Here is a 21,257-nt window from a genome sequence, read left to right as displayed (position 1 = left end):
TTCTCGTTTCTCCCCACGGGGAGAGCAGGGGCCTTCGCCCTTGCCACACTCATTCCGAACTGGACGTAAACTACTTGGCCAAGAAGCCAGACACTCCCCCCAAATCCCCGAAGGTCCGGACGCCCGGCGCGAGATCCGCGACGCGTTCCCAGGCTTTCGCGAAAGCTTCCGGCAAGGCGGCTCCCGTCGAGCCGCCGGCGAACGGCATGCCGACGCGCGAGGCGATCCTCGCCTTCATCGCCGAGCATCCCGGCAAGGCGACCAAGCGCGAGATCTCGAAGCATTTCGGCATTTCCGGCGGCGCCCGCATCGCGCTGAAGCGCACGCTCAAGGAATTGAGCGAGGACGGGCTCGTCGAGAAGAACCGCAAGAAGCTGACGCGTCCGGGCGACATTCCGCCCGTCACCGTGCTGACGATCGTTGAGCGCGACGACGAGGGCGAGTTCGTCGCCCAGCCGGCGAACTGGGACAAGGACCATGGCGACGCGCCACGCGTCCTGATCCGGGCGAACCGCGGCAAGCCGCTGGTTCCCGCGCCCGGCATCGGCGACCGCGTGCTGTCGCATGTCGATCCCGCCGATCTCGAGGCGACGGGCTATGCCCATACCGGTCGCATCATCAAGGTGATCGAAAAGCGGGCCGCCTCGATCCTCGGCGTGGTGCGCCTGACGCCGCATGGCGCGCGCATCGAGCCGGTCGATCGCAAGCAGCGCGAGGCGGATGTCGATCCCGACGACCTGAATGGCGCCCGCGACGGCGACCTCGTTGCGGTTGAGCCGAAGCGCTCGACCCGCTACGGGCCGCCGCGCGTGCGCGTCGTCGAGATCGTCGGCGCGATGACGAGCGAGAAGGCGGTCTCGATGATCGCCATCCATGCACACGACATCCCCTATGTCTTCCCGCAGGCGGTGCTCGACGAGGCCGAGCGGGCGAAGCCGGCGGTGATTTCCGGTGGCCGCGAGGACTGGCGGCACGTGCCGCTCGTCACCATCGATCCGCCCGACGCCAAGGATCATGACGACGCCGTCTATGCCGAGCCGGATCCGGATCCCGAGAACCCTGGCGGCTTCCTCGTCACCGTCGCGATCGCCGACGTCGCCTGGTATGTGCGGCCGAACTCGCCGCTCGACCGCGAGGCGCTGAAGCGCGGCAATTCGGTCTATTTCCCGGACCGCGTCGTGCCGATGCTGCCGGAGCGGATCTCGAACGATCTCTGCTCGCTGCGCGAGGGCGAGGATCGCCCGGCGCTCGCGGTCAAGATGCAGTTCACCGCCGAGGGCAAGAAGAAGTTCCACTGGTTCCACCGCATCATGATGCGGTCGGCCGCCAAGCTCGCCTATGCCCAGGCGCAGGAGGCGATCGACGGCCGGCCGGACGACAAGACCGGCCCGCTGCTCGAGCCGATCCTGAAGCCGCTCTGGGCCGCCTATGCGGTGATGAAGCGCGGCCGCGACAACCGCGAGCCGCTCGATCTGGAGCTGCCCGAGCGCAAGCTGATCGTCGGACCCGACGGCGCCATCGACCGCATCATCGTTCCCGAACGCCTCGACGCGCACAAGCTGATCGAGGAGTTCATGATCCAGGCGAACGTCGCCGCGGCGGAGACGCTGGAGCGCAAGGGGTCGCCGCTGGTCTATCGCGTGCACGACGCGCCGTCGCTGGCCAAGCTCGAGGCGTTGCGCGAGTTCCTCGCCTCGATCGAGATGAACCTGCCGAAGAGCGGCAATCTCCGCCCGAGCCAGTTCAACCTGATCCTCGACCGGGTCAAGGACAGCGAGAACGCCGCGCTCGTCAACGAGGTGGTGCTGCGCTCGCAGAGCCAGGCCGTCTACAGCCCCGAGAACATCGGTCACTTCGGTCTTAACCTGCGCCGCTACGCGCACTTCACCTCGCCGATCCGCCGCTATGCCGACCTGATCGTGCATCGCGCGCTGGTCCGTTCGCTCGACATGGGCGAGGGCGGGCTGCAGGACGGCATCGAGCGGGATCTCGAGGCGATCGCGCAGGAGATCTCCGGCGCCGAGCGCCGGGCGATGGCGGCCGAGCGCGAGACGATCGACCGTCTCGTCGCGCATTGGCTCGCCGATCGCATCGGCGCGCATTTCCAGGGCCGCATCGCCGGCGTCACGCGCGCCGGCCTGTTCGTCAAGCTGGACGAGACGGGCGCCGACGGCTTCGTGCCGATTGGCTCGATCGGCTCGGACTACTACCAGTTCGACGAGGCGCGCCAGGCGGTGATCGGCTCGCGGACGGGCGAGATGTTCCGGCTCGGCGATACGGTCGAGGTCAAGCTGGTCGAGGTCGCGCCGGTCGCCGGCGCGCTCCGCTTCGAGCTGATGTCGGACGGTCGGATGCTGCCCAAGGGCGAACGCAAGGTGGCCGACAATGGCGGCTTCCGCGGCCGTCGCGGCCGGCCGGCCGGGGGATCGTTCAAGAGCAAGCCGGGGGGCAAGCGTCGCTAAGCGTTTTCGAGCGAAGGGGATGCCGGTTCGCGTGTGGAAAACGCGATCAAACCAGGAGCGGGGACGTTCGGCGCTTCGATGAAGCGATGAACGTTCCAGCGAAAAGCGCATATCCTTGAGGTAGAAAGGCCGCGCCTTTGCCCGCGATTAACCCTCGCCGGCAGATAAGGGGCGCGGACCGAGGACGGGGCAGGAGACGCATGGTTTCGCCGGATTACGAGACGCACGAAGTCAACAACCAGGTCGCGCCGCGCGTCGGGGAAAACCTCTATGCCTCGGATCCGGTGCTGGCGGCGCTGGTCGAAGGGTTGCCGCGTCCGGTCGTCGAGGGCCTTTCCGCGCATGGCGCGCAGTGGGGCTCGACCGAGATGGCCGATCTGGCGCGCCTCGCCAACCAGGTTCCGCCCGTCCTCAAGGCCTATGACGCCAGCGGCCGCCGCGCCGACACGGTCGAGTTCCATCCCGCCTATCACGCGCTGATGCGGCGCAGCGTCGCCGCCGGCCTGCAGGCGTCGATCTGGGACGCCACCGGCGACGAGGCGAGCGTGCGCGCCGTGGCGCGCGCCGCCCGCATCTACATGACGGCGCAGGTCGAGGCCGGCCATGTCGGCGCCATGTCGCTGACCAGTGCCAGCGTCGCCGCGCTCGCCCATGCGCCGCGTCTCGCCGAGACCTGGCTGCCGATGATCCGCTCGCGGCGCTACGATTCGCGCGTCATCCCGGCGTCGCAGAAGGCGGGCGCGCTGTTCGCCTTCGCCACCACCGAGAAGCAGGGCGGCTCGGATCTGCGCGCCAGCACGACGCGGGCCGATGCGCTCGGCGACGGCAGCTACCGCCTGGTCGGCCACAAATGGTTCGTCTCGGCGCCGATGAGCGACGCGCTGCTGGTGCTGGCGCAGACGCTGGAAGGGCTCTCCTTCTTCCTGGTGCCGCGCTTCCTGCCCGACGGCAAGCGCAACCCGATCCGCCTCGTGCGGCTCAAGGACAAGCTCGGCACGCGCTCCAACGCGGCGGCGGAAGTCGAATTCCCCGGCACGACGGGCTTCCTCGTCGGCGAGGCCGGCCGCGGCGTCTCGACCATCAACGAGACAGTGACGCTGACCCGCGTCGACGGTGCGCTGACCTCGGCCGGCATTTCCCGCGCCGCGCTGTCGGAAGCCGTGCATCATGCCCGGCATCGCCGCGCCTTCGGCGCGCCGCTGATCGACCAGCCGCTGATGACCCGCGTGCTCGCCGACATGGCGCTCGACGTCACGGCGTCGGCGGCGCTCGTCTTCCGCCTCGCGGAAGCCGTCGACCGCTCGCATGACGATCCGGTCGAGGCGGCCTTCGCCCGGCTGATGACGCCGGTGGTCAAGTACTGGGTCACCAAGGTGACGCCGGCGATCGTCGCCGAGGCGATCGAATGCGCCGGCGGCAACGGCTTTGTCGAGGAAGGCCCGCTCGCGCGGCTCTATCGCGACGCGCTGGCGCCGGCGCTGGCCGACGGGCCGGGCAACACGCTCTGCCTCGACGTGCTGCGCATCCTGCGGCGTTCGTCGGATTCGCTCGAGGCGGTGCTTCGGGTGATCGAGGATGGCCTCGGCCAGGCGGCGCGCTCGACGCTCAACGTGCTTCGCGCGGCGACGGCGGTCGGCCTCGCGGACGAGGGCTCGGCCCGCATCCTCGTCGAGCAGCTCGCCATGACGGTGGCGGCGGCGGCGATGCGCCGGCGTTTCCCCGCCGTGGTCGCGGACGCCTTCCTGGAATCGCGCCTCGGCAAGCCCTGGCGCTCGACCTACGGCATGCTCGACGCCCGCTTCGACGCGCGCGCCTTCATCGACTACATCTGCCCGAAGGGCTGATCGTCCTCATCGTCCGGCTGGCGGTCGCGCAGCAGCTTCTGCAGCCGGTCGAGCGCGCCCTGCAGGATGAAGGCGGCGGCCATCTTGTCGACCAGCTCGCCGCGCCGCTTGCGGCTGGTGTCGGCCTCGAGCAGCGTGCGCGTCACGGCGACGGTCGAGAGCCGTTCGTCCCAGAACGCGACCGGGATCTCGATCTTCGGCAGCAGGTTGCGCACGAAGGCTCGCGTCGCCTGGGCGCGCGGGCCCTCCGAACCGTCCATGTTGAGGGGCAGCCCGATGACGATCGCCGCCACCTGGCGCTCGCCGATCAGCTTGATCAGCGCCTCGGCGTCGAGCGTGAACTTGACGCGGTTGATCAGGACGAGCGGCGAGGCGATGCGCCGGCCGAGATCGGAGATCGCGACGCCGATCGTCTTGGTGCCGAGATCGAGGCCGATGAGGGGCGCCGCCTGAGGCAGCGCCAGCTCCAGTTCGCCCAGTTCCAGGATCGTGCCGCTCATGCCGGGCCTCAGATGTAGATGATGGCGACGAAGCCGAGGATGACGAGGATCGTGCCGAGGATCATCACCGTCGAGAAATGCTTGTCGATGATGGCGCGCGCCTGCGGGCCGAAGGCGTAGAACAGCGCCGCGACCAGCAGGAAGCGCAGGCCGCGCGTGACCACGCAGGCGATGACGAAGGTCCACAGGTTGAGGTGGGCAACGCCGGAGGCGATCGTCACCAGCTTGAACGGGATCGGCGTCAGCCCCTTGGCGACGATGATCCAGCCGCCCCATTCGTCGAAGCGAAGCTGGAAGGTATGGAAGGCTTCCTGGAGATTGTAGAAGGCGATGACCGGCGCGCCGATCGCCTCGTACAGGCCGTAGCCGATGGCGTAGCCGAACAGGCCGCCGAGCACCGAGGCGAGGGTGCAGACGAGCGCCGCCAGCCAGGCGCGGTCGCGCCGCGCCAGCACGATGGCGGCCAGCACCGGATCGGGCGGAATCGGGAAGAACGAGGCCTCGGTGAACGAGACCACGGCCAGCAGCCACAGGGCGTGCTTGCCGGCCGACAGGACCATGATGCGGTCGAACAGGCGCTTCATCACGCCCTTGCGCTCGGCCTGCGGTACGCGCGCTTCCATCTCCGACACGATCCTCCTGATTTGCTCACGCCCTTATCGGGGATCGCGCCCGGCACGGCAAGCTTGCAGCGCGGCGGGGCTGGTCAATTCGGCGCGCGTCGCCATATTGCCCCGAGGAACCGACAGAGGATGGATACGACATCATGAAGCTCACCTGGCTCGGCCATGCCGCCTTCCACATCGAGATCGACGGCGCCGTCATCCTGATCGATCCGTTCCTGAGCGGGAATCCGTCCTTCAAGGGCGACACCGCGCGATGGACCCGCGGCCTGACGCACATCCTGCTGACGCATGGCCATGGCGATCATCTCGGCGATACCATCCCGATCGCCAGGGCGACCGGCGCCACCGTCGTCGCGGATGCCGACCTCGCCGCCTATCTCGGCCACCATGGCGTCGGCAAGCTCGAGGCGATGAACTCGGGCGGCACGATCGACCTCGGCGCCTTCCGCGTCTCGATGACCGTGGCGCATCATTCGTCGGGCATGATCGACAGGAACGGCGTCGCCATGTCGTTGGGCCTGCCGCATGGCCTCGTTCTCCGCGCGCCGGGCGAGAAGACACTCTACCACGCCGGCGACACCGACATCTTCTCCGACATGGCGCTGATCGACGAGATCTACCAGCCGAAGATCGGCATCCTGCCGATCGGCGACCGCTTCACCATGGGCGGCAAGGTGGCGGCGCTGGCGGCACGCCGCTTCTTCCATTTCGACACCGTGATTCCCTGCCACTACGCCACGTTCGGCCTGCTCGATGCGACGGCGGACAAGTTCGTCGAGGCGATGAAGGGCGCCGATGCCAAGGTGGCGGTGCCGGCGGTCGGCGAGACGCTGACGCTCTGAGGGGAGGGCTATTCTTTTCTGCACCTCTCCCTGAGGGAGAGGTCGGAGCGAAGCTCCGGGTGAGGGTTTAGGGAATTCTCCGGGTGAGGCTGTAAACCCTCACCCGCCGGCCTGCGGCCGTCGACCTCTCCCTCAGGGAGAGGTGAAGGAAGACAATTCTCCAAGGCTCTGATCCGGGAAAAAGAAAAAGGCCGGCGATGCGCCGGCCTTTTCGATTTTCGTGGCGTGGCTTTGACAGAGCCGCGCGATCTACTGGCGATATTGCTGAATCCGCGTCGTCCGGAGCCCGGCGAGGCCGTGCTGGTCGATCGATTGCTGCCAGGAGATGAACTCCTCGACGGTCAGCGTATAACGCTGACACGCCTCTTCTAGGCTGAGCAGGCCCCCCCGCACCGCCGCGACGACTTCTGCCTTGCGGCGTATAACCCAACGTTTCGTGTCACGCGGCGGCAAATCGGCAATCGTAAGCGGACTTCCGTCCGGTCCGATGACGTATTTGACGCGCGGACGCATTTGATCGGTCATTCTACTCTCACACTCAACCTGACCTTGTCGAAAGCGAGACTACGATGTCGGCTTTAAAAAAGGGCTAAACCCCTCTCAACCACTCGGTAAGGATTGCAGCCGCCTGCAACCTCGCGGAAATGCCGTGTTTGCGCCGGAAATCCGCCATGCCGGGCCGCGCGCCGGCGCGGAAGCGCTGTCCCGTCGGGCGCCGAATGCGGCCGCCGCGCCTTGAAGATGACGCGATCGACATTATAGTCCGGGCCTGACGCGGCCCCGCCGCCCCCTTGCGTTTCCGCCGTCGCCCGGCACGGGCCCTGCGCGGCACCACGGCAAAGCAGTTGCACCATGCTCAACAGCCTCGATCTTCCCGGCCGCCCCGAAGACACGCGCATCGTCGTCGCGATGTCGGGCGGTGTCGATTCCTCCGTCGTCGCCGGGCTGTTGAAACGCGAGGGCTATGACGTCGTCGGCATGACGCTGCAGCTCTACGATCATGGCGAGGCGACGCACCGCAAGGGCGCCTGCTGCGCCGGCCAGGACATCCACGACGCGCGCCGCGTCGCCGAGCGGCTCGGCATCCCGCACTATGTGCTCGACTACGAGGAGCGCTTCCGCAAGTCGGTGATCGACAGCTTCGCGGCCAGCTACATCGCCGGCGAGACGCCGATCCCCTGCGTCGCCTGCAACCAGACGGTCAAGTTCTCCGACCTGCTGACGACCGCGCGCGAGCTCGGCGCGGCGGCGCTGGCGACCGGCCACTATGTCGAGAGCCGGCGGCTCGAAAGCGGCCATCGCGGCATGTTCCGCCCGGCCGACCTCGATCGCGACCAGAGCTACTTCCTGTTCGCGACGACCCAGGAGCAGCTCGACTTCATCCGCTTCCCGCTCGGCCGGCTGACCAAGCCGGAGACGCGCGCCATCGCCCGCGAGCTCGGGCTCGAGATCGCCGACAAGCATGACAGCCAGGACATCTGCTTCGTGCCGAACGGCAAGTATTCCGACGTCATCGAGCGGCTGAAGCCCGGCGCCGCCGAGGGCGGCGACATCGTCCACATCGACGGCCGCGTGCTCGGCCGGCACGAGGGCATCATCCATTATACCGTCGGCCAGCGGCGCGGCCTCGGCGTCGCCGCCGCCGACCCGCTCTACGTCATCCATCTCGACGCCGTGCGGCAGCGCGTCATCGTTGGCCCGCGCGAGGCGCTCGCCGCCCGCCGCCTGGTGCTGCGCAGCGTCAACTGGCTCGGCGACGCGGCGCTCGAGGCCGCCGCCGCCGAGGGGCTCGAAATCTTCGCGCGCGTGCGCTCGACCCGCGCGCCGCAGCGCGCCGAGTTGGTCCAGCGCGACGGCGAGACGCGGGTCTCGCTGCTCGATGGCGAAACCGGGGTCGCCCCCGGTCAGGCCTGTGTGTTCTATGGCGGCGAGGGGGAGGGCGCGCGCGTTCTCGGCGGTGGCTGGATCGCGCGGGCCGAACGGAACGCCGAGGCGGAAGAGGCGTTGCGTCGCCTGATCGTCTCGGATCATGTCGCAGCAGCCTGAGGGAGAGCAATGCCGGAATTCTTTGAAGACGTCGCCCGCAAGTGGAAGTCCTTCGCCGGCAACCGAAAGCGCGCGGCGCGGATCGACGAGGAAGCGGTCCGCAGCACCTATGCCCGCTGGGCGCCGATCTATGATCGCGTCTTCGGCTATGTCTTCGAGGCCGGCCGGCGCTCGGCCGTCGGCTTCGTCAACGAGCTGCCCGCCGGCCGCATTCTCGAATGCGGCGTCGGCACCGGCATCTCGCTGCCGCATTACCGCGCCGACCACCGCATCACCGGCATCGACCTCTCGCCGGAGATGCTCGACATCGCGCGCGAGCGCGTCGCTTCCGGCAAGCTCGCCAATGTCGAGGCGCTCGACGTCGCCGACGCCGGCGAGATGCCGATGGCCGACGAGAGCTTCGATACCTCGGTCGCGATGTTCGTGCTGACCGTCGTGCCGGATCCCAAGGCCGTGATGGCCGAGCTCGCCCGCGTCACCAGGCCCGGCGGCGCCGTCGTGCTGGTCAGCCATTTTCCCGAGCAAAAGGGTTGGCGGGGCTGGATGGGCGAGAAGCTGGCGCCGCTTTCGGCCTCGCTCGGCTGGCACATGGATTTCGACATCGGCCGCATTCTCGGCCGGCCGGACCTGCGCCTGATCGACCGCCGCCGGGTCGGTCCGATCGGGTTTTTCACACTGCTTGTGTTTGAACGCGTCTGACGCGCGTCAGATGCTTGACAGGGCTTGGCCCCGCTCCCTATAAGCGGGCCATTCCAGCCGGCGGCGACGCCGGTCCTGGGGCGGAGTAGCTCAGCTGGTTAGAGCAGCGGAATCATAATCCGCGTGTCGGGGGTTCAAGTCCCTCCTCCGCTACCATACAACTTCTTGAGATCATTGGGATTTTAGCGCTTGCCCCCAGCGGGGCCGTGTCGTGTAGACACATTTATCCGGCGCTTGTAGACACTTTTGTTCGCCGGGCGTTCCTCTTATCCAGCTTTCGCACGACGCCCTTCAGCTTCGCCGACAGGTCGGCCTCGCTGGAATAGTGCTCCGCCATCGACGTGGTCTTCTGGCCGAGCATGTCGGCGATCGTCCGGCTGTCGAAGCCTGCCTCGCGCAGATCTGTCGCGACCGAATGCCGGAGGCCGTGGAACGTCAGGCCTTCGCCGACGCGGCCGTCCTTCTCCATCTCGCCGACCAGCTTGAAGAAGCTGACCCGGAATCCGGAGCCGGTCCAAGGCTGGCCGCGCGAGCTGGCGCAGAGGGTGATCGTCGTCGGCCGAGCCGTTTCGCCGTCTCTTGCGGCCGGCGCAGCGCGCGGTCGATGATGGCCTCAAGCGGTGCGGTCACAGGGATCGACACCGGGATGTCCGCCTTGCTGGTGACGAGTCGGATGGATGCTCCGTCATAGACGGTTCGCGGCATCTCCAGGATGTCGCCCTAGCGAAGGCCGACCCATCGGCCGATCGCGAGGCAAGAGGAACTGCGGCGAGGCAGCGGCCATGACGGTTTCCCGCTCCGCCAGCGTCCATGGCCGGTTGACCTTCGGCGCGTCACTGCGCTTGCGGATCTTCTTGACGCCCTTGAGCGACCATCCCTGCACAGGGAATGCGCGCCGGACCCGGGCGATCGTATCCGCCAACTTCATCCTCCCCCATCTGCTCGCCGAAATGTACAGATTGTCACAGCCCGCAATCACGAGGGGGCAAAACTGGTCGCCGATTCCCCCACCAAGGGGTCAATTTTGAACTCAGGTGGCTGATCTAAAAATGAAAAAATGTCGCTAAAGTTGCCAATATTCTCCCGGTATCAATGAAGAAGTTGCTGTTAATGACTTGAAAATAAAAATTTTCATTGGTTCAGTTGGGAGCCATCCTTCTGGATGGCGTCCAGCGGCGTCTTTTGGCGCCGCAATCGGGCAACCCGGCTGATCGAGGAGGCTTTCCGTGACCGACCGTAGAGTAAAAACAGGTATCATTGGCGCCGGTATCTGGGGCAGCAATCATGCACTTGCGCTTTCTACACATCCTCAGTGTGAACTCTCACTGATCTGTGATCTTGATGGCGCGCGCGCCAAGGCATTGGCCGAGAGAGTCGGGTGCGGCTGGACCGACAATATTGACACTCTTGCCAATTCCGATGTCGAGGCCGTCACCATAGCCACGCCCGACCCCTTCCATCGCGAGCCTACGGTCGCCATGTTCGAGGCTGGCAAGCATGTCATGTGCGAGAAGCCTCTCGCCACAACAGTCGCTGATGGTCTGGCCATGGTCGCGGCGGCCGAGAAGGCCGGCACCAAATTCATGGTCGATTTTCACGCGCGGTGGTATCCGCTGTTCATGGGCGCGAAGGGCTACGCGGAACGAGGCGAACTCGGTGATCCCGTCATGGCATATGCTCGGCTTTCAGATACGATCTATGTCCCCACCAAGATGTTGAAATGGGGAGGCAATTCGGGGCCGGAGTGGTTCCTGTTCCCACACACCATGGATTTGGTGCGCTGGATATTCGGCCGCGAGCCCGTCTCGGTCTATGCTCAGGGGCACCGAGGAGTACTAGATGGCATGGGGATCAATAGTTGGGATACTATACAGAGTATGGTTACCTTCGAGGGAGGGGCATTTTGCACGTTCGAAACGTCGTGGATCCTTCCAGAGAGCTTCACCAACGTCGTCGACAATCGTTTGACGGTGTATGGCACGAAGGGAGGGCTAGAACTTCGCAACGAGCCGTCTCTCTGGGTCTACACCGATCGCTATCACACGCCGTTCGCGTCCGAATCCATAACGCGTTATGGCAAGGTCGCTGGGGGGCAGTACGACAGTATCCGCTATTTCATCGACTGCGTTGCCGAAGATATCACGCCTGAAGCAAGTGGCCATGACGGGCTGATCGCAACCGCGATGATTGAGGCAACGTTGCTGTCGCTTGCCGAGAAGCGGCCGGTCACAATTGCTGAAATATTTGAGCGCGCAGCTGTCCAGCAGTAGTTCGTTACCCGGGCCGCATTTCGTCTGGATTGCAGACTGAGCGTCGCCGCGGTTCGACGAGAAGCGGAAAGGCTCCTGGAACACGGTCCGTCCAGGTGAGGTCCACAAGGGGCGTTCGAGCACTTTGTGGACCATCGGGACATTCGCTGGGGGGGGGCGTTAGGGTCTGCTGTCTTCCCGAAGCTTTGACGTAGCCGGCCGGCCGTTTCCGCGAAACGCGGGGTTGGCCGGCCGCACGTGCTTCATCGCAGCGCTCCGCGAGCCGTCAAATAGGATTCGCAAAGCAGGGCGGGCGTCTTCATCTGAACGCTGGAGCGTGCGGGCGGCACAACCCGTCATGAATGTAGGTGGCGCATCAGGGACTCCATGTTGGGACTGATGGGCTTTGGCAGGGCCGGCGTCACGGCGTCTGGCATGTCTTTTAGCCCATGGCCGGTGGTGATCGCGACGACGCGTTCGTCCGCGCGTATGGCGCCGTTCGCCAGTAGGTGCGGCAGGGCCGCCAAAGGGGCTGCTGCACTCGGCTCGACGATAATTCCCTCGAGGCGTGCCAGCAGGCTCATGGCCTCCAATACATCCCGATCGTCGACGGCGATCGCGGAGCCGTTGTGACGGTGGACGAACCGTAGCGTATGGTCGCCGTCGCGCTCGTACCCTTGCAGCGTGTCGTTCAGTGCCGATGCGACCGTGAAACGATGGTGTGACGAGATAGTAGCGCTTCCGCTCTCGAAGGCATCGACGATCGGCCGGCAGGCCGCTGACTGGACGGCTATGGGGCGTGGAATCCGTCGCAAGAGCCTACGTTGTGCCAGGCGTTCGAAACCCTTCATTACTCCGGCGAGGATCGGTCCGCTGGAAATGGGTACTAGCACTACGTCCGGCTCCGCTTCAGCCATTTCGTAGGCAATAGTTGCGTAAGCGTCGACGTCATATGGGCAGTAGAATGTAGTGGTGACGTTGACGTATCCCAACTCAAACGCCACGCGGCGCGCTAGGAGGCAGCAGTCATGAGTGGCGCCATCGACGGTGATCAGCTGCGCACCGGGAATCATGATCTGCTTCAGTTTGGCGGGAGATGCGGTGGCTGGCACCAGGATGACAGCTGGGAGGCCCGCGCGAGCTGCATAGGCGGCGGCCGCCGCGCCGCCGTTGCCGCTCGACGAAAGGACAATCCCATTGCGCCCGTACTCTTTGGCGAGGGATGTCGCGAGGGCCAGCGCTCGATCTTTGAAGGAACCGGTTGGTTGCAATGATTCATTCTTGATCATCAGGTCAGCAAGCCCGAGCCTCGCTGCCAGGCGAGGTGCCGTCAGCAATGGGGTGCTTCCTTCTCCCAGAATGACGCGGTTGGCGGGCGCTACTCGGGGCAAATGCTCATGCCAGCGCCACAGCCCGTCTCCTGTGGGTTGATCGTGGCTGCCTACCACGAGATTAAGGATACCGTCGCAAATCGAGCATGTGGACGCCACCGCTTCGATGGCTTCTTCATGACTACAAGCCGTGCAAATGAGCCGGTCGGACTGGGCTGACCGGCTCATGTTTCGAGCATCCGCATCGGGTGCTCGACACCGTCGGTGGCAAACACGCTACCGGCGCGGACATAGGGTTGGTTCAGCATGTGCGAGCTCTGTTTCCGGTTCTTGATGTTGACAGGGAGGAGGGGACGCCATGCGGACCGTCCCAAGCGGACGTCAAGGCGGCCATGGGATGGCTGAGCTTGCCGCGCGTATCCTAGCACCGGTGGCTGCACCGCGGTCTATTTGGCTCGGATGCGGGGGCACTCTGCTGTCTCGCATGCTTTTTTGCTATCATTCGCGTTTGGTGTGGGCCTGTGTGTACCGGTCCTGACGTGAGGCAATTTGACGGCGCTGCAAAGCCGCCGTTGGTTCGTTAGTTGGCCGGCCCGGCCACGGAATCCGCAATTGAAGAGGACTAGGTGACCGACCTCCAGCCCCCCCAAGCGACTAAGGGCGACAAACGCGATATTTTCGCCCGTATCCATGATCTCATGCCGAGTTTTTCGCGTTCCCAAAAAGTCATCGCTACAGCGATCCTGAGCTATCCTAGGCTCTTTGCCGAGAAGTCGATCGAGGAACTAGGGCAATGGTTGAACATATCGGCGCCAACCATCACCCGCTTTTGCCGCACTGTCGGTTGCGAGGGGCTCCGCGACCTGAAGCTTAAAGTCATGGGGGGGACGGAAATTGGCCTACGCTACGCGAACTCCGTCCCTCCCCCCTCCACCGTCCATGAGGTTCGCGAACAACTGGCCATGCGCGCGCAGCGCGCGATTGTTGGCGGGACTCGGGTGTCCGACGAAGTGCTTGAAAAGGCAGTTGATAGAATCGCAGCCGCAAAGGTCATCTATGCCTTCGGAAGCGGTGGCGTTTCGAGTTGGTTGGCTGAAGAGTTCCAGAACCGTTTCTTTCGGTTGGGCAAACACGTTATCCCGTGTCGCGACGGCATCATGCAGACTATGTTTGCCTCGAGTTTGGGGAAAGATTCACTCATAATATTCTGTTCGCTGGGAGGTAGTAATACAGCCCTGCTGGACGCGATGAATATTGCGCAAGAATACAAAGCCTTCTGTATGGCGATTTGTCCGGCCGGCACTCCCTTGGCAGCAGGCGCGGACCTGCATTTGCCAGTTGAAACCTATGAGTATGGCGACGTGCTCTGTCCAACTCCAGTTCGATACTCGATGCTCTTCATGATCGATCTGCTGGCCTATGCCTGCGCGGTGCGCTCGCGGGACGAGGTCCTCGAGAGGCTGCGGAGGTTGAAGCACCAATATGTCAGCAATATCGAAATTGACGAAATGCGACCGCTGGCTGACTGAAAGCAAAATTTGATCGATATTTCTAGCCTCAATTCGCGAAATGCGGTGTTGGATATATTTTTTTGATCCGAAAATGCAACTTTCGTTGGGGAATTCGTGCCCGGGCCTAACGCTGAGGGGAAATATGAACAAGAAACTCGAGCAGTTCCTGGTGTCACGTCGCGCGGTCCTCCAAGGCGGTGCCGCTCTTGGAGCGTCAAGCTTGCTTGGCAGTCGTGCCTTCGCAGCGCCATCGACGCCGATCAGCTTCATCGGCTGGCAGTTCCAGCCGCAAATGGTGGAAGAAAATGTTGCCACCTTTCAGAAGTTGAATGATGAACGAGTAACCTATGAACTGGTTAGTGGCGACTACCACCCTATCGCCGAAACGAAACTGATCGGCGGCCAGCAAATCGATATGCTCTATGCTGAGGAGGATCGTATTGCGCGTTGGAATGCGGCTGGCTGGACCCGAGATCTTGAGGGCCTCGAGGGGGTCGATGCGATCAAGGCAGGGTTATACCCCGCGTCGCTGACATCTCTCTCGCTTCCGGATGGTCGCTTCGCGGGCATGCCGTACTACGCCGGGCACATGGCATTCGTATTCAACGAGGAGGCTGTTTCGAAGGCTGGCCTCGAAGTTCCGACAAGCTATGAAGGCCTTCTGGAGGCCTGCCGCAAACTGAAGGCCGATGGCATATCGGCGGCACCGTTCAATGGCGCTTGGGGACAGAAATGGCCGGAGCTCTCCTGGAGCCTGTTTGGTGCGTGGTATGCGGAGGGGGCAAAGGTCTTTGATGAAGAGAGTAACTTCGTCGATGATCAGGCACTTCGCACGGTGCTCGAATTCTACCGGTCGCTCTACTCCGAAGGCCTTGTGGTTGAGGATATCATGACTCTGCCGAACGAAGGGGTGCCTTCGTTCGCGTCGGGCAGGCATGTGTTCCAGTTCATGCATGACTACAATCAGTCGGTGGCCAACGATCCGAAGCTCTCACAGATCGCCGGGAAGGTACAGAACGCACTGATGCCCGGCGCCACCAAGTCCACCTTCGCCTGGACTGCCTGTTATTTGATGGGTGCCCATCCTGTCGATGTGAATCGCGTCTGGAAGATGCTCCAATTCTTCGGCGGCAAGGCCGATGATGGCCAATACCACGTTTCGAAGAAGTGGGCGTTGGAGTTCGGTCTCGGCTCGGCCCATAAGGAACTCATGGCGGATCCCGATGTGGTCGCATCCTTCTCGAAGTGGCGCAATCTGGATGTTACCAACGAGCAGATCTCGCGGGCCCGGCCACGGACAGTGTCCAAGGAAATATGGTTCCCCGAGTGGGATCTCTTCATGATGCAGCGGGTCCAGGACTACATCCGGGGTACGGGCGATACCGACCAGATCGTCAGCCTGCTGGCGGATCAGGTCACCAGCCTCAAGGAAAAATACTAAACATTATCGGTTCTCCTCGCTGGAGTGATCGGCTTGTTGGTTCTGCGGGTGGAAGCGCCCGCAGAACGCGTTCCTCCGCGCCCTATAGTCTTCACGGGAGCGATCTAATGGCGCTGATCGATCAACATGAAGCGACGGTTCTGCCGCCTCGCAGATATCGTCCACGCCCCCCCCTTTTCGCCTATCTCGCCAGTTCGCCGACCTTGCTCATGGTCGTGCTAGTTGTAGGACTTCCTCTGGTCTACTCGATCTGGCTGGTATTGCACCGTGCCAATCCCATAACGCGGAAGACTACATTCGCCGGTCTGAGCAATTTTCGGAACATATTTAAAGATCCCGCCTTCTGGGAGGCCTTTGGTAGGACTCTTTATTTTACTGGCTTCGCGCTGATCGGCACCACAGTTATCGGCATGGCGATCGCGTTGGTGTTGAACAAGGCGTTTTTCGGGCGCGGCTTCATGCGTTCCGTGATGCTGGTACCCTGGGCCATGGCGCCGGTCTCGGTTGCGGTCTTGTGGTCCTTCATCTACGCGGGTGACGTCGGCACCTTGAATGCCGCGTTGAATGATTTGGGGTTGGGCGCATGGACGCAGGCTTGGCTTGGCGATGGAAATCGCGCGCTTAACCTAGTCGCCCTCACTCATGTGTGGAATCAGGCGCCACTGACCGCGCTGTTGCTGCTGGCGGGCCTGCAATCCATGCCGGCCAGCCTGCACAAGGCGGCAATGCTGGATGGGGCCGGACCGGTGGGCCGCTTCTTCCGGATCACCTTGCCCTGGTTGAGGCCGTCGCTGCTGTTCGTGTGCATCATCGCAACGATCAACGCGCTCATGGCGTTCGACATCATCTGGATCATGACGCGTGGCGGGCCTGGACAGGCTACTACCGTCTTTGCTTGGCTTGGATACGTATATTCCTTTCAGTTCCTGCGCTTCGGCGAGGGGGCTGCAATGCTCTACGTTCTCACCGCGCTATCCTTCGCCTGCGCTATTGTCTTTGTCTTGTTATTGGGGCCGTCCCGTTGGCGTCGTCGAGCCCAGGCCGACACCGCCAATGCTGGCGCACCCAACGTTGCCGAGGCGGCTGTCAAGGCTCGTCCGGTTACCCTGGAGCCGCCGAAGTACAAGGCGCCGCTTCTGCCGCGAAGGGCGAGGCGCCTCCTAGCCAAAGCACTGTTCCGCTTGGCGGTTCTGATGATCTTTCTTTGGTCTGCAGTTCCGGTTCTGATGCTTTTGAACATGAGTCTCACGCCGGCAACCGACCTGATCCGTACCCCGGCCTCGATCATTCCATCGGCCCTGACCTTGGACAACTTCCGCGAAGTTCTATTTCCGGATGGTGGAACGACCTCTACACAGTCAAAGCGCGTGCCGATCTCGTTGATGAATTCCTTTATCGTCGGCACGTTCACCGTGTTGATTGCAATCGCGCTCACCCCCTTCGCCGGGTATGTCTTTGCCCGTTGGCCGCGCGCGCGAAGCTTCCAGATCGGACTGTGGGGAATACTCTTTACTCGAATGACTCCGGCGCTGACGCTGGTTCTGCCGTTCTTCGTCATCTATCGCGGTCTCGGGATCATCGACACGCGCACCGGCCTGGTCATTGCGCATCTTTCGATCCTGCTGCCGCTCATCGCTTGGATGATGAAAAGCACCTTTGAAAGTGTTCCGCAGAGCCTTGACCGGGCGGCAATTGTGGATGGCTGCAGCCGGTTTCAGATGATGATCCGGGTCATGATCCCTGTGATCCGGCCAGGATTGGTGGCGGCGGCAATCTTTGGCTTTCTCGTAAGTTGGAATGAGTTCCTCTTTGCGATGATTCTGACTTCGACGCCCGATGCCCAAACTATTCCGGTCGTGCTGTCCGGCTATCTCCAACAAGCACGTTTTCACGAATACGGACCGATGTTCGCTGCGTCAGTATTGTCGATATTGCCGCCTGTCATCATCGCTTTCGTATTTCAGCGTTACCTCGTGCAGGGTGCCCTCTCCGGCGCTGTGAAAGGTTAGGGTTTATCCGATGTCATCGATAAATGTAGAAAATGTCAGGAAAGACTATGGTGGCGTTAAAGCCCTCCATTCGGTCAGCCTTGATATCAAAGATGGGGAATTTGTTTCCTTACTCGGACCATCGGGATGCGGAAAGTCAACGCTTCTATATTGCGTCGCTGGGCTGGAGGAGATTTCCGGCGGTCGTGTCCTCTTCAATGGAAACGATGTTGCCGACCGCGGTGCGCGGGAACGCAATATTGCGCTCGTCTTCCAGGACTATGCGCTCTACCCGCACATGTCGGTGCGCGAGAACATTGCGTTCCCGCTGCGTCGGCAAAAATTGGACTCTGCCCTTGTCACCAAGCAGGTGAACTGGGCGGCCGAGCTCCTTGGGCTGACCGGCCTGCTGGATCGGTCACCGTCGGACCTCTCCGGCGGTCAACGTCAGCGCGTGGCTGTTGGCCGTGCCATCGTGCGCAATCCTGCCGCGTTGTTGATGGATGAGCCGCTCTCCAATCTCGATGCGGGTCTGCGGGTCCACATGCGCACCGAGATAAAGCGATTGGCGCGAGAGCTGGGGCTGACCGTGCTGTTTGTCACCCATGATCAGGAAGAAGCGATGGTCATGTCAGACAGGATCGCTGTCTTGTCCAATGGTCACTTGCAGCAATTCGACGATCCGATGACGGTTTATCGAAATCCTATCAACCGTTTCGTCGCCGAGTTCATTGGTTCTCCGAAGATGAACATTCTTCCAGCTCCGAATGGAAATGCGAAAATTATTATTGGTGCCCGACCACATGACATGAACCTGGTTAAAGACGGGAAGGCGAATACTGATGATTTCGCCGTTACTGGCACGCTTGCGATGGTTGAACCGGCAGGCCATGTCTACTTCTTGGATGTGGAAGTGGGTGGGACGCTCGTGAAGGCCACTACGGCCGATATCGGCTGGAGCGCGGGCAGGAGGTGACGCTCTCTGCGCCGCAATCGCGCGTATATCGCTTCGATGCCGAGTCTGGCGCCGCCCTCTGACGGGTCGGCACTCACGCTGACCGACATGACAGGACCATTCCAATGACCTTCGACCTCATACTCCGCAATGCCAGGGTCATCGATCCTGGGCAGGGCCTAGACGAGGTGCACGATGTCGCCTTTACTGGCGGCAAAGTGGCGGCAATCGGCAAGTCCCTCCCCGGGGAGGCACGCGAGGCCAAGGATCTGACCGGCTATATCCTAACGCCTGGTCTGATCGACTTGCATACCCACGTCTACTGGGGAGGCACGTCGCTGGGCATCGACGCCGAGGATTTTGCTCGGACGACGGCAGTAACGACGGCGGTCGATACCGGAAGTGCCGGACCTGGCAACTATCCGGGATTTCGCAAGCATGTGATCGAACCTTCGGCGGTCCGGATCCTTGCTTATCTCCATGTCTCCTTCGCGGGAATCTACGGCTTCTCCAAGCGTATCATGGTGGGCGAAAGTCATGATCCCCGGCTGCTAGCCGCGCGGGAGGCGGTCGAAGTTGCTCATTCGGATCCGAAGAATATTATCGGTATCAAGGTGCGGATTGGCCGTCATGCTTCAGGCCCGACCGGAATCGATCCGCTTGTCGTCGCGCTGCAAGTCGCCGACGAGACCGCCTTGCCAGTGATGTGCCATATCGACGAGCCGCCGCCGAGCTATGAGGCGGTCGTCGATATGCTGCGCCCCGGCGATGTGCTGACCCATTGCTACCGGCCTTTCCCGAATTCTCCGCTTACGGGCGATGGTGAGGTCAAGCCAGCGTTGTTGGCCGCACGAGAGCGGGGGGTCTATTTCGATATCGGCCACGGGATGGGCTCATTCAGTTGGAAGACCGCGCGCGGCATGATGGACAAGGGCTTCCCGCCGGATGTCATCTCTTCCGACGTGCATGCATTGTGCATAGACGGCCCCGCCTATGACCAGGTCACCACGATGTCCAAGTTCATGCCGCTTGGCATGTCACTCTACGACATTGTGCGTGCATCCACCGAGATTCCAGCCCGTGCACTTCGCCGCCCAGGCCTCGGCAGTCTGAAGCCGGGAACGGAAGGGGACGCCTCGATTCTGTCGGTTCGACAGGGCGATTTCGCACTCGAGGACGTCCTTGGCGAGGTGGTGAAGGTCAAGGAGCGGCTGTTCGCCGAAGGCTGCATCATCGACGGAAAATGGTTCCATCAATCTGAAGGCCTGCAATCGTGACGGCAAAATACGCATCGGGCGGCTTGCCCGAACTGGTTTCTTCTCCCGGAAATTTCATTGGCGGTGCGTGGGAGGATAGAGAGGCCGCCCATTCTGATGTCATCAATCCCGCCACAGGGCAGGCTATCAGCCGCCTGCCGAAGAGCAGCCGCGCCACGGCGCAGCGCGCCATAGCGGCAGCCGCCAAAGCGCAGGCGGCATGGTCGAGGATACCGGTCTGGGAGCGTGCGGCTCTCTGCGTGAAGCTGGCCTCCGCGATCGACGAACGGGTACCGGAGGTTGCACGTGTCCTGTCCATGGAGCAGGGCAAGCCGCTCGCGCAGGCCATGGGCGAGGTAAGCAAGGCCGCTGATGGCTTTCGGATGAATGCCGAGCTCGTCAAGTATATGACAGGAGAGGTCCTTCCTGCCGAAACGCCGGACCGGCTGGTGATAACTCGGCGCTATCCGCGCGGCGTCTATGCAGTGATCACGCCATGGAACTTCCCAGTCAACATCCCTACGGAATATCTCGCCCCTGCCATCGCTACCGGCAATGCCGTGGTCTGGGTCCCGGCGCCGAGCACCGCATTGGTGGCTGTGGCCTTCATGCGGGTCCTGGCTGAAGCGGGATTGCCCGACGGGTTGATTAACCTTGTTCTGGGTGAAGGCGCAGAGGTTGGGGACGAGATCGTTGCGAACCCCGGCACCCACGCCATCGGATTTACGGGCTCTGCGGCGACTGGGCGACGGATCGCCGAACGTGGCGCAGGCAAGCCTATGTTACTTGAGCTTGGCGGCAATGGCCCCATGATCGTGCGCTACGATGCCGACCTCGATACCGCGGCCAAAGCGGCGGCCGGTGGTGCGTTCTTCAACTCGGGGCAGGTTTGTGCGGCAACCGGCCGTGTTCTGGCCGACGGTCGGATCGCCGGAGAACTGGCGCAGAAAATTGCCAAGCTGGCTGGGGCAGAACACGTCGGAGATCCGCTGCATCAGGGCACGACCATGGGACCGCTGAACAACCAGGCGGTTGCAACCAAGACGGCCGATCATGTCAACGAGGCCGTGGCACAGGGTGCGAAGCTCCTCGCCGGCGGCAAGTCGCTGCCGGAACTGGGCAGCGATCTCTTTTACGCAGCGACGGTGCTGACAGACGTGACGCCCGATATGCGCATCGCCAAGGAAGAGACCTTCGGTCCGGTGGTTCCGATCATCCCGCTGGAGGGCGATGCCGAGTTGATGCGGGTGGCGCGGGACACGGACTATGGGCTCTCCATGTCGGTTTTTTCCGGTGATGTTGAGACTGCGATGGCGATGGCGGGCGAACTGACTGCCGGTATCGTCAATATTAATGCCTCAACGACCTACTGGGAGATCCATCTGCCCTTTGGTGGCGGAAGCGGCACCAAGAGCGGCGCGGGTCGTCTTGGTGGTCGGCATACGCTCGAGGCGATGACAGAAATTCGGATGATAACCTTGCCCCAGCGAGTTTTGTGCTGACGCTG

The 21,257-nt window shown here is 62.9% G+C and carries 18 protein-coding genes and 1 tRNA gene; 13 read left to right on the top strand and 6 right to left on the bottom strand.

Annotated elements, in window-relative coordinates; genetic code table 11:
* Positions 1–206 precede the first annotated feature (206 nt).
* Together rnr and G539_RS0118985 are read left to right on the top strand one after the other, a co-directional pair.
* Complete coding sequence (rnr, locus tag G539_RS0118990) at positions 207–2,462, top strand: ribonuclease R (RefSeq protein ID WP_245576905.1); 2,256 nt, start codon at positions 207–209, stop codon at positions 2,460–2,462.
* Positions 2,463–2,662: 200 nt separating this feature from the next.
* Positions 2,663–4,306 carry an acyl-CoA dehydrogenase family protein gene (locus G539_RS0118985; RefSeq protein WP_029076596.1) on the top strand — a complete coding sequence of 548 codons (1,644 nt, stop codon included), beginning with the start codon at positions 2,663–2,665 and terminating at the stop codon, positions 4,304–4,306.
* Here the strand turns inward: G539_RS0118985 and ruvX are convergent.
* On the bottom strand, positions 4,285–4,806 hold the full coding sequence (gene ruvX, locus G539_RS0118980; protein WP_029076595.1) for a Holliday junction resolvase RuvX: 522 nt from the start codon (positions 4,804–4,806) through the stop codon (positions 4,285–4,287). The genes G539_RS0118985 and ruvX overlap by 22 nt on opposite strands.
* 8 nt (positions 4,807–4,814) lie before the next feature.
* Positions 4,815–5,429, bottom strand: coding sequence for a YqaA family protein (locus G539_RS0118975; protein WP_084640078.1), 615 nt, complete (start codon positions 5,427–5,429; stop codon positions 4,815–4,817).
* Positions 5,430–5,572: 143 nt separating this feature from the next.
* Here G539_RS0118975 and G539_RS0118970 point away from each other — a divergent pair, with 143 nt between their 5' ends.
* Positions 5,573–6,274, top strand: coding sequence for a metal-dependent hydrolase (locus tag G539_RS0118970; RefSeq protein WP_029076593.1), 702 nt, complete (start codon positions 5,573–5,575; stop codon positions 6,272–6,274).
* A gap of 249 nt (positions 6,275–6,523) precedes the next feature.
* On the opposite strand, the gene sciP is transcribed toward G539_RS0118970, so the two are convergent.
* The gene (gene sciP, locus G539_RS0118965) at positions 6,524–6,799 is read right to left on the bottom strand and encodes a CtrA inhibitor SciP (protein ID WP_026303994.1); all 276 of its coding nucleotides are present in this window, start codon (positions 6,797–6,799) and stop codon (positions 6,524–6,526) included.
* 327 nt (positions 6,800–7,126) lie between these two features.
* On the opposite strand from sciP, the gene mnmA reads away from it, so the two are divergent.
* The 3 genes from mnmA (at position 7,127) to G539_RS0118950 (ending at position 9,175) form a co-directional block, all read left to right on the top strand.
* Positions 7,127–8,320 carry a tRNA 2-thiouridine(34) synthase MnmA gene (gene mnmA / locus G539_RS0118960; RefSeq protein ID WP_029076592.1) on the top strand — a complete coding sequence of 398 codons (1,194 nt, stop codon included), beginning with the start codon at positions 7,127–7,129 and terminating at the stop codon, positions 8,318–8,320.
* A 9-nt stretch (positions 8,321–8,329) separates the two neighbouring features.
* Entirely contained in the window at positions 8,330–9,019 is a 690-nt protein-coding gene (locus tag G539_RS0118955) for a class I SAM-dependent methyltransferase (RefSeq protein ID WP_029076591.1), read from the top strand.
* A 79-nt stretch (positions 9,020–9,098) separates the two neighbouring features.
* Positions 9,099–9,175 (top strand) — tRNA-Met (locus G539_RS0118950).
* 67 nt (positions 9,176–9,242) lie between these two features.
* Here G539_RS0118950 and G539_RS26380 read toward each other — a convergent pair.
* Both G539_RS26380 and G539_RS27210 read right to left on the bottom strand, forming a co-directional pair.
* Entirely contained in the window at positions 9,243–9,569 is a 327-nt protein-coding gene (locus G539_RS26380; protein WP_084640077.1) for a tyrosine-type recombinase/integrase, read from the bottom strand.
* A gap of 135 nt (positions 9,570–9,704) precedes the next feature.
* Positions 9,705–9,941: a hypothetical protein gene (locus tag G539_RS27210; RefSeq protein WP_156912043.1), complete on the bottom strand. Its 237-nt coding sequence runs from the start codon at positions 9,939–9,941 to the stop codon at positions 9,705–9,707.
* Between the two features lie 304 nt (positions 9,942–10,245).
* Between G539_RS27210 and G539_RS25485 the strand changes: the two genes are divergently transcribed.
* Positions 10,246–11,289, top strand: a complete 1,044-nt coding sequence (locus G539_RS25485) for a Gfo/Idh/MocA family protein (protein ID WP_084640076.1) — start codon at positions 10,246–10,248, stop codon at positions 11,287–11,289.
* Between the two features lie 335 nt (positions 11,290–11,624).
* On the opposite strand, the gene G539_RS25480 is transcribed toward G539_RS25485, so the two are convergent.
* Positions 11,625–12,827: a threonine synthase gene (locus G539_RS25480; protein WP_084640075.1), complete on the bottom strand. Its 1,203-nt coding sequence runs from the start codon at positions 12,825–12,827 to the stop codon at positions 11,625–11,627.
* Between the two features lie 398 nt (positions 12,828–13,225).
* Between G539_RS25480 and G539_RS26375 the strand changes: the two genes are divergently transcribed.
* From G539_RS26375 to G539_RS0118900, 6 genes are all read left to right on the top strand, one after another.
* Entirely contained in the window at positions 13,226–14,128 is a 903-nt protein-coding gene (locus tag G539_RS26375; protein WP_051231665.1) for a MurR/RpiR family transcriptional regulator, read from the top strand.
* A gap of 124 nt (positions 14,129–14,252) precedes the next feature.
* Positions 14,253–15,551: an ABC transporter substrate-binding protein gene (locus G539_RS0118920; protein WP_029076590.1), complete on the top strand. Its 1,299-nt coding sequence runs from the start codon at positions 14,253–14,255 to the stop codon at positions 15,549–15,551.
* Between the two features lie 107 nt (positions 15,552–15,658).
* Positions 15,659–17,560 (top strand): ABC transporter permease, encoded by a 1,902-nt coding sequence (locus tag G539_RS0118915; protein WP_051231663.1) that lies wholly within the window; start codon positions 15,659–15,661, stop codon positions 17,558–17,560.
* Between the two features lie 10 nt (positions 17,561–17,570).
* Complete coding sequence (locus G539_RS25470; RefSeq protein WP_156912042.1) at positions 17,571–18,515, top strand: ABC transporter ATP-binding protein; 945 nt, start codon at positions 17,571–17,573, stop codon at positions 18,513–18,515.
* A 104-nt stretch (positions 18,516–18,619) separates the two neighbouring features.
* On the top strand, positions 18,620–19,771 hold the full coding sequence (locus G539_RS0118905) for an amidohydrolase/deacetylase family metallohydrolase (protein WP_029076588.1): 1,152 nt from the start codon (positions 18,620–18,622) through the stop codon (positions 19,769–19,771).
* Positions 19,768–21,252, top strand: coding sequence for an aldehyde dehydrogenase family protein (locus G539_RS0118900; protein WP_084640074.1), 1,485 nt, complete (start codon positions 19,768–19,770; stop codon positions 21,250–21,252). The genes G539_RS0118905 and G539_RS0118900 overlap by 4 nt, the downstream gene beginning before the upstream one ends.
* Positions 21,253–21,257: the final 5 nt, after the last annotated feature.

This window comes from Kaistia adipata DSM 17808, from assembly GCF_000423225.1.
In the GTDB taxonomy this organism is placed as follows: domain Bacteria; phylum Pseudomonadota; class Alphaproteobacteria; order Rhizobiales; family Kaistiaceae; genus Kaistia; species Kaistia adipata.
This window is presented reverse-complemented; position numbering and strand designations above follow the sequence as displayed.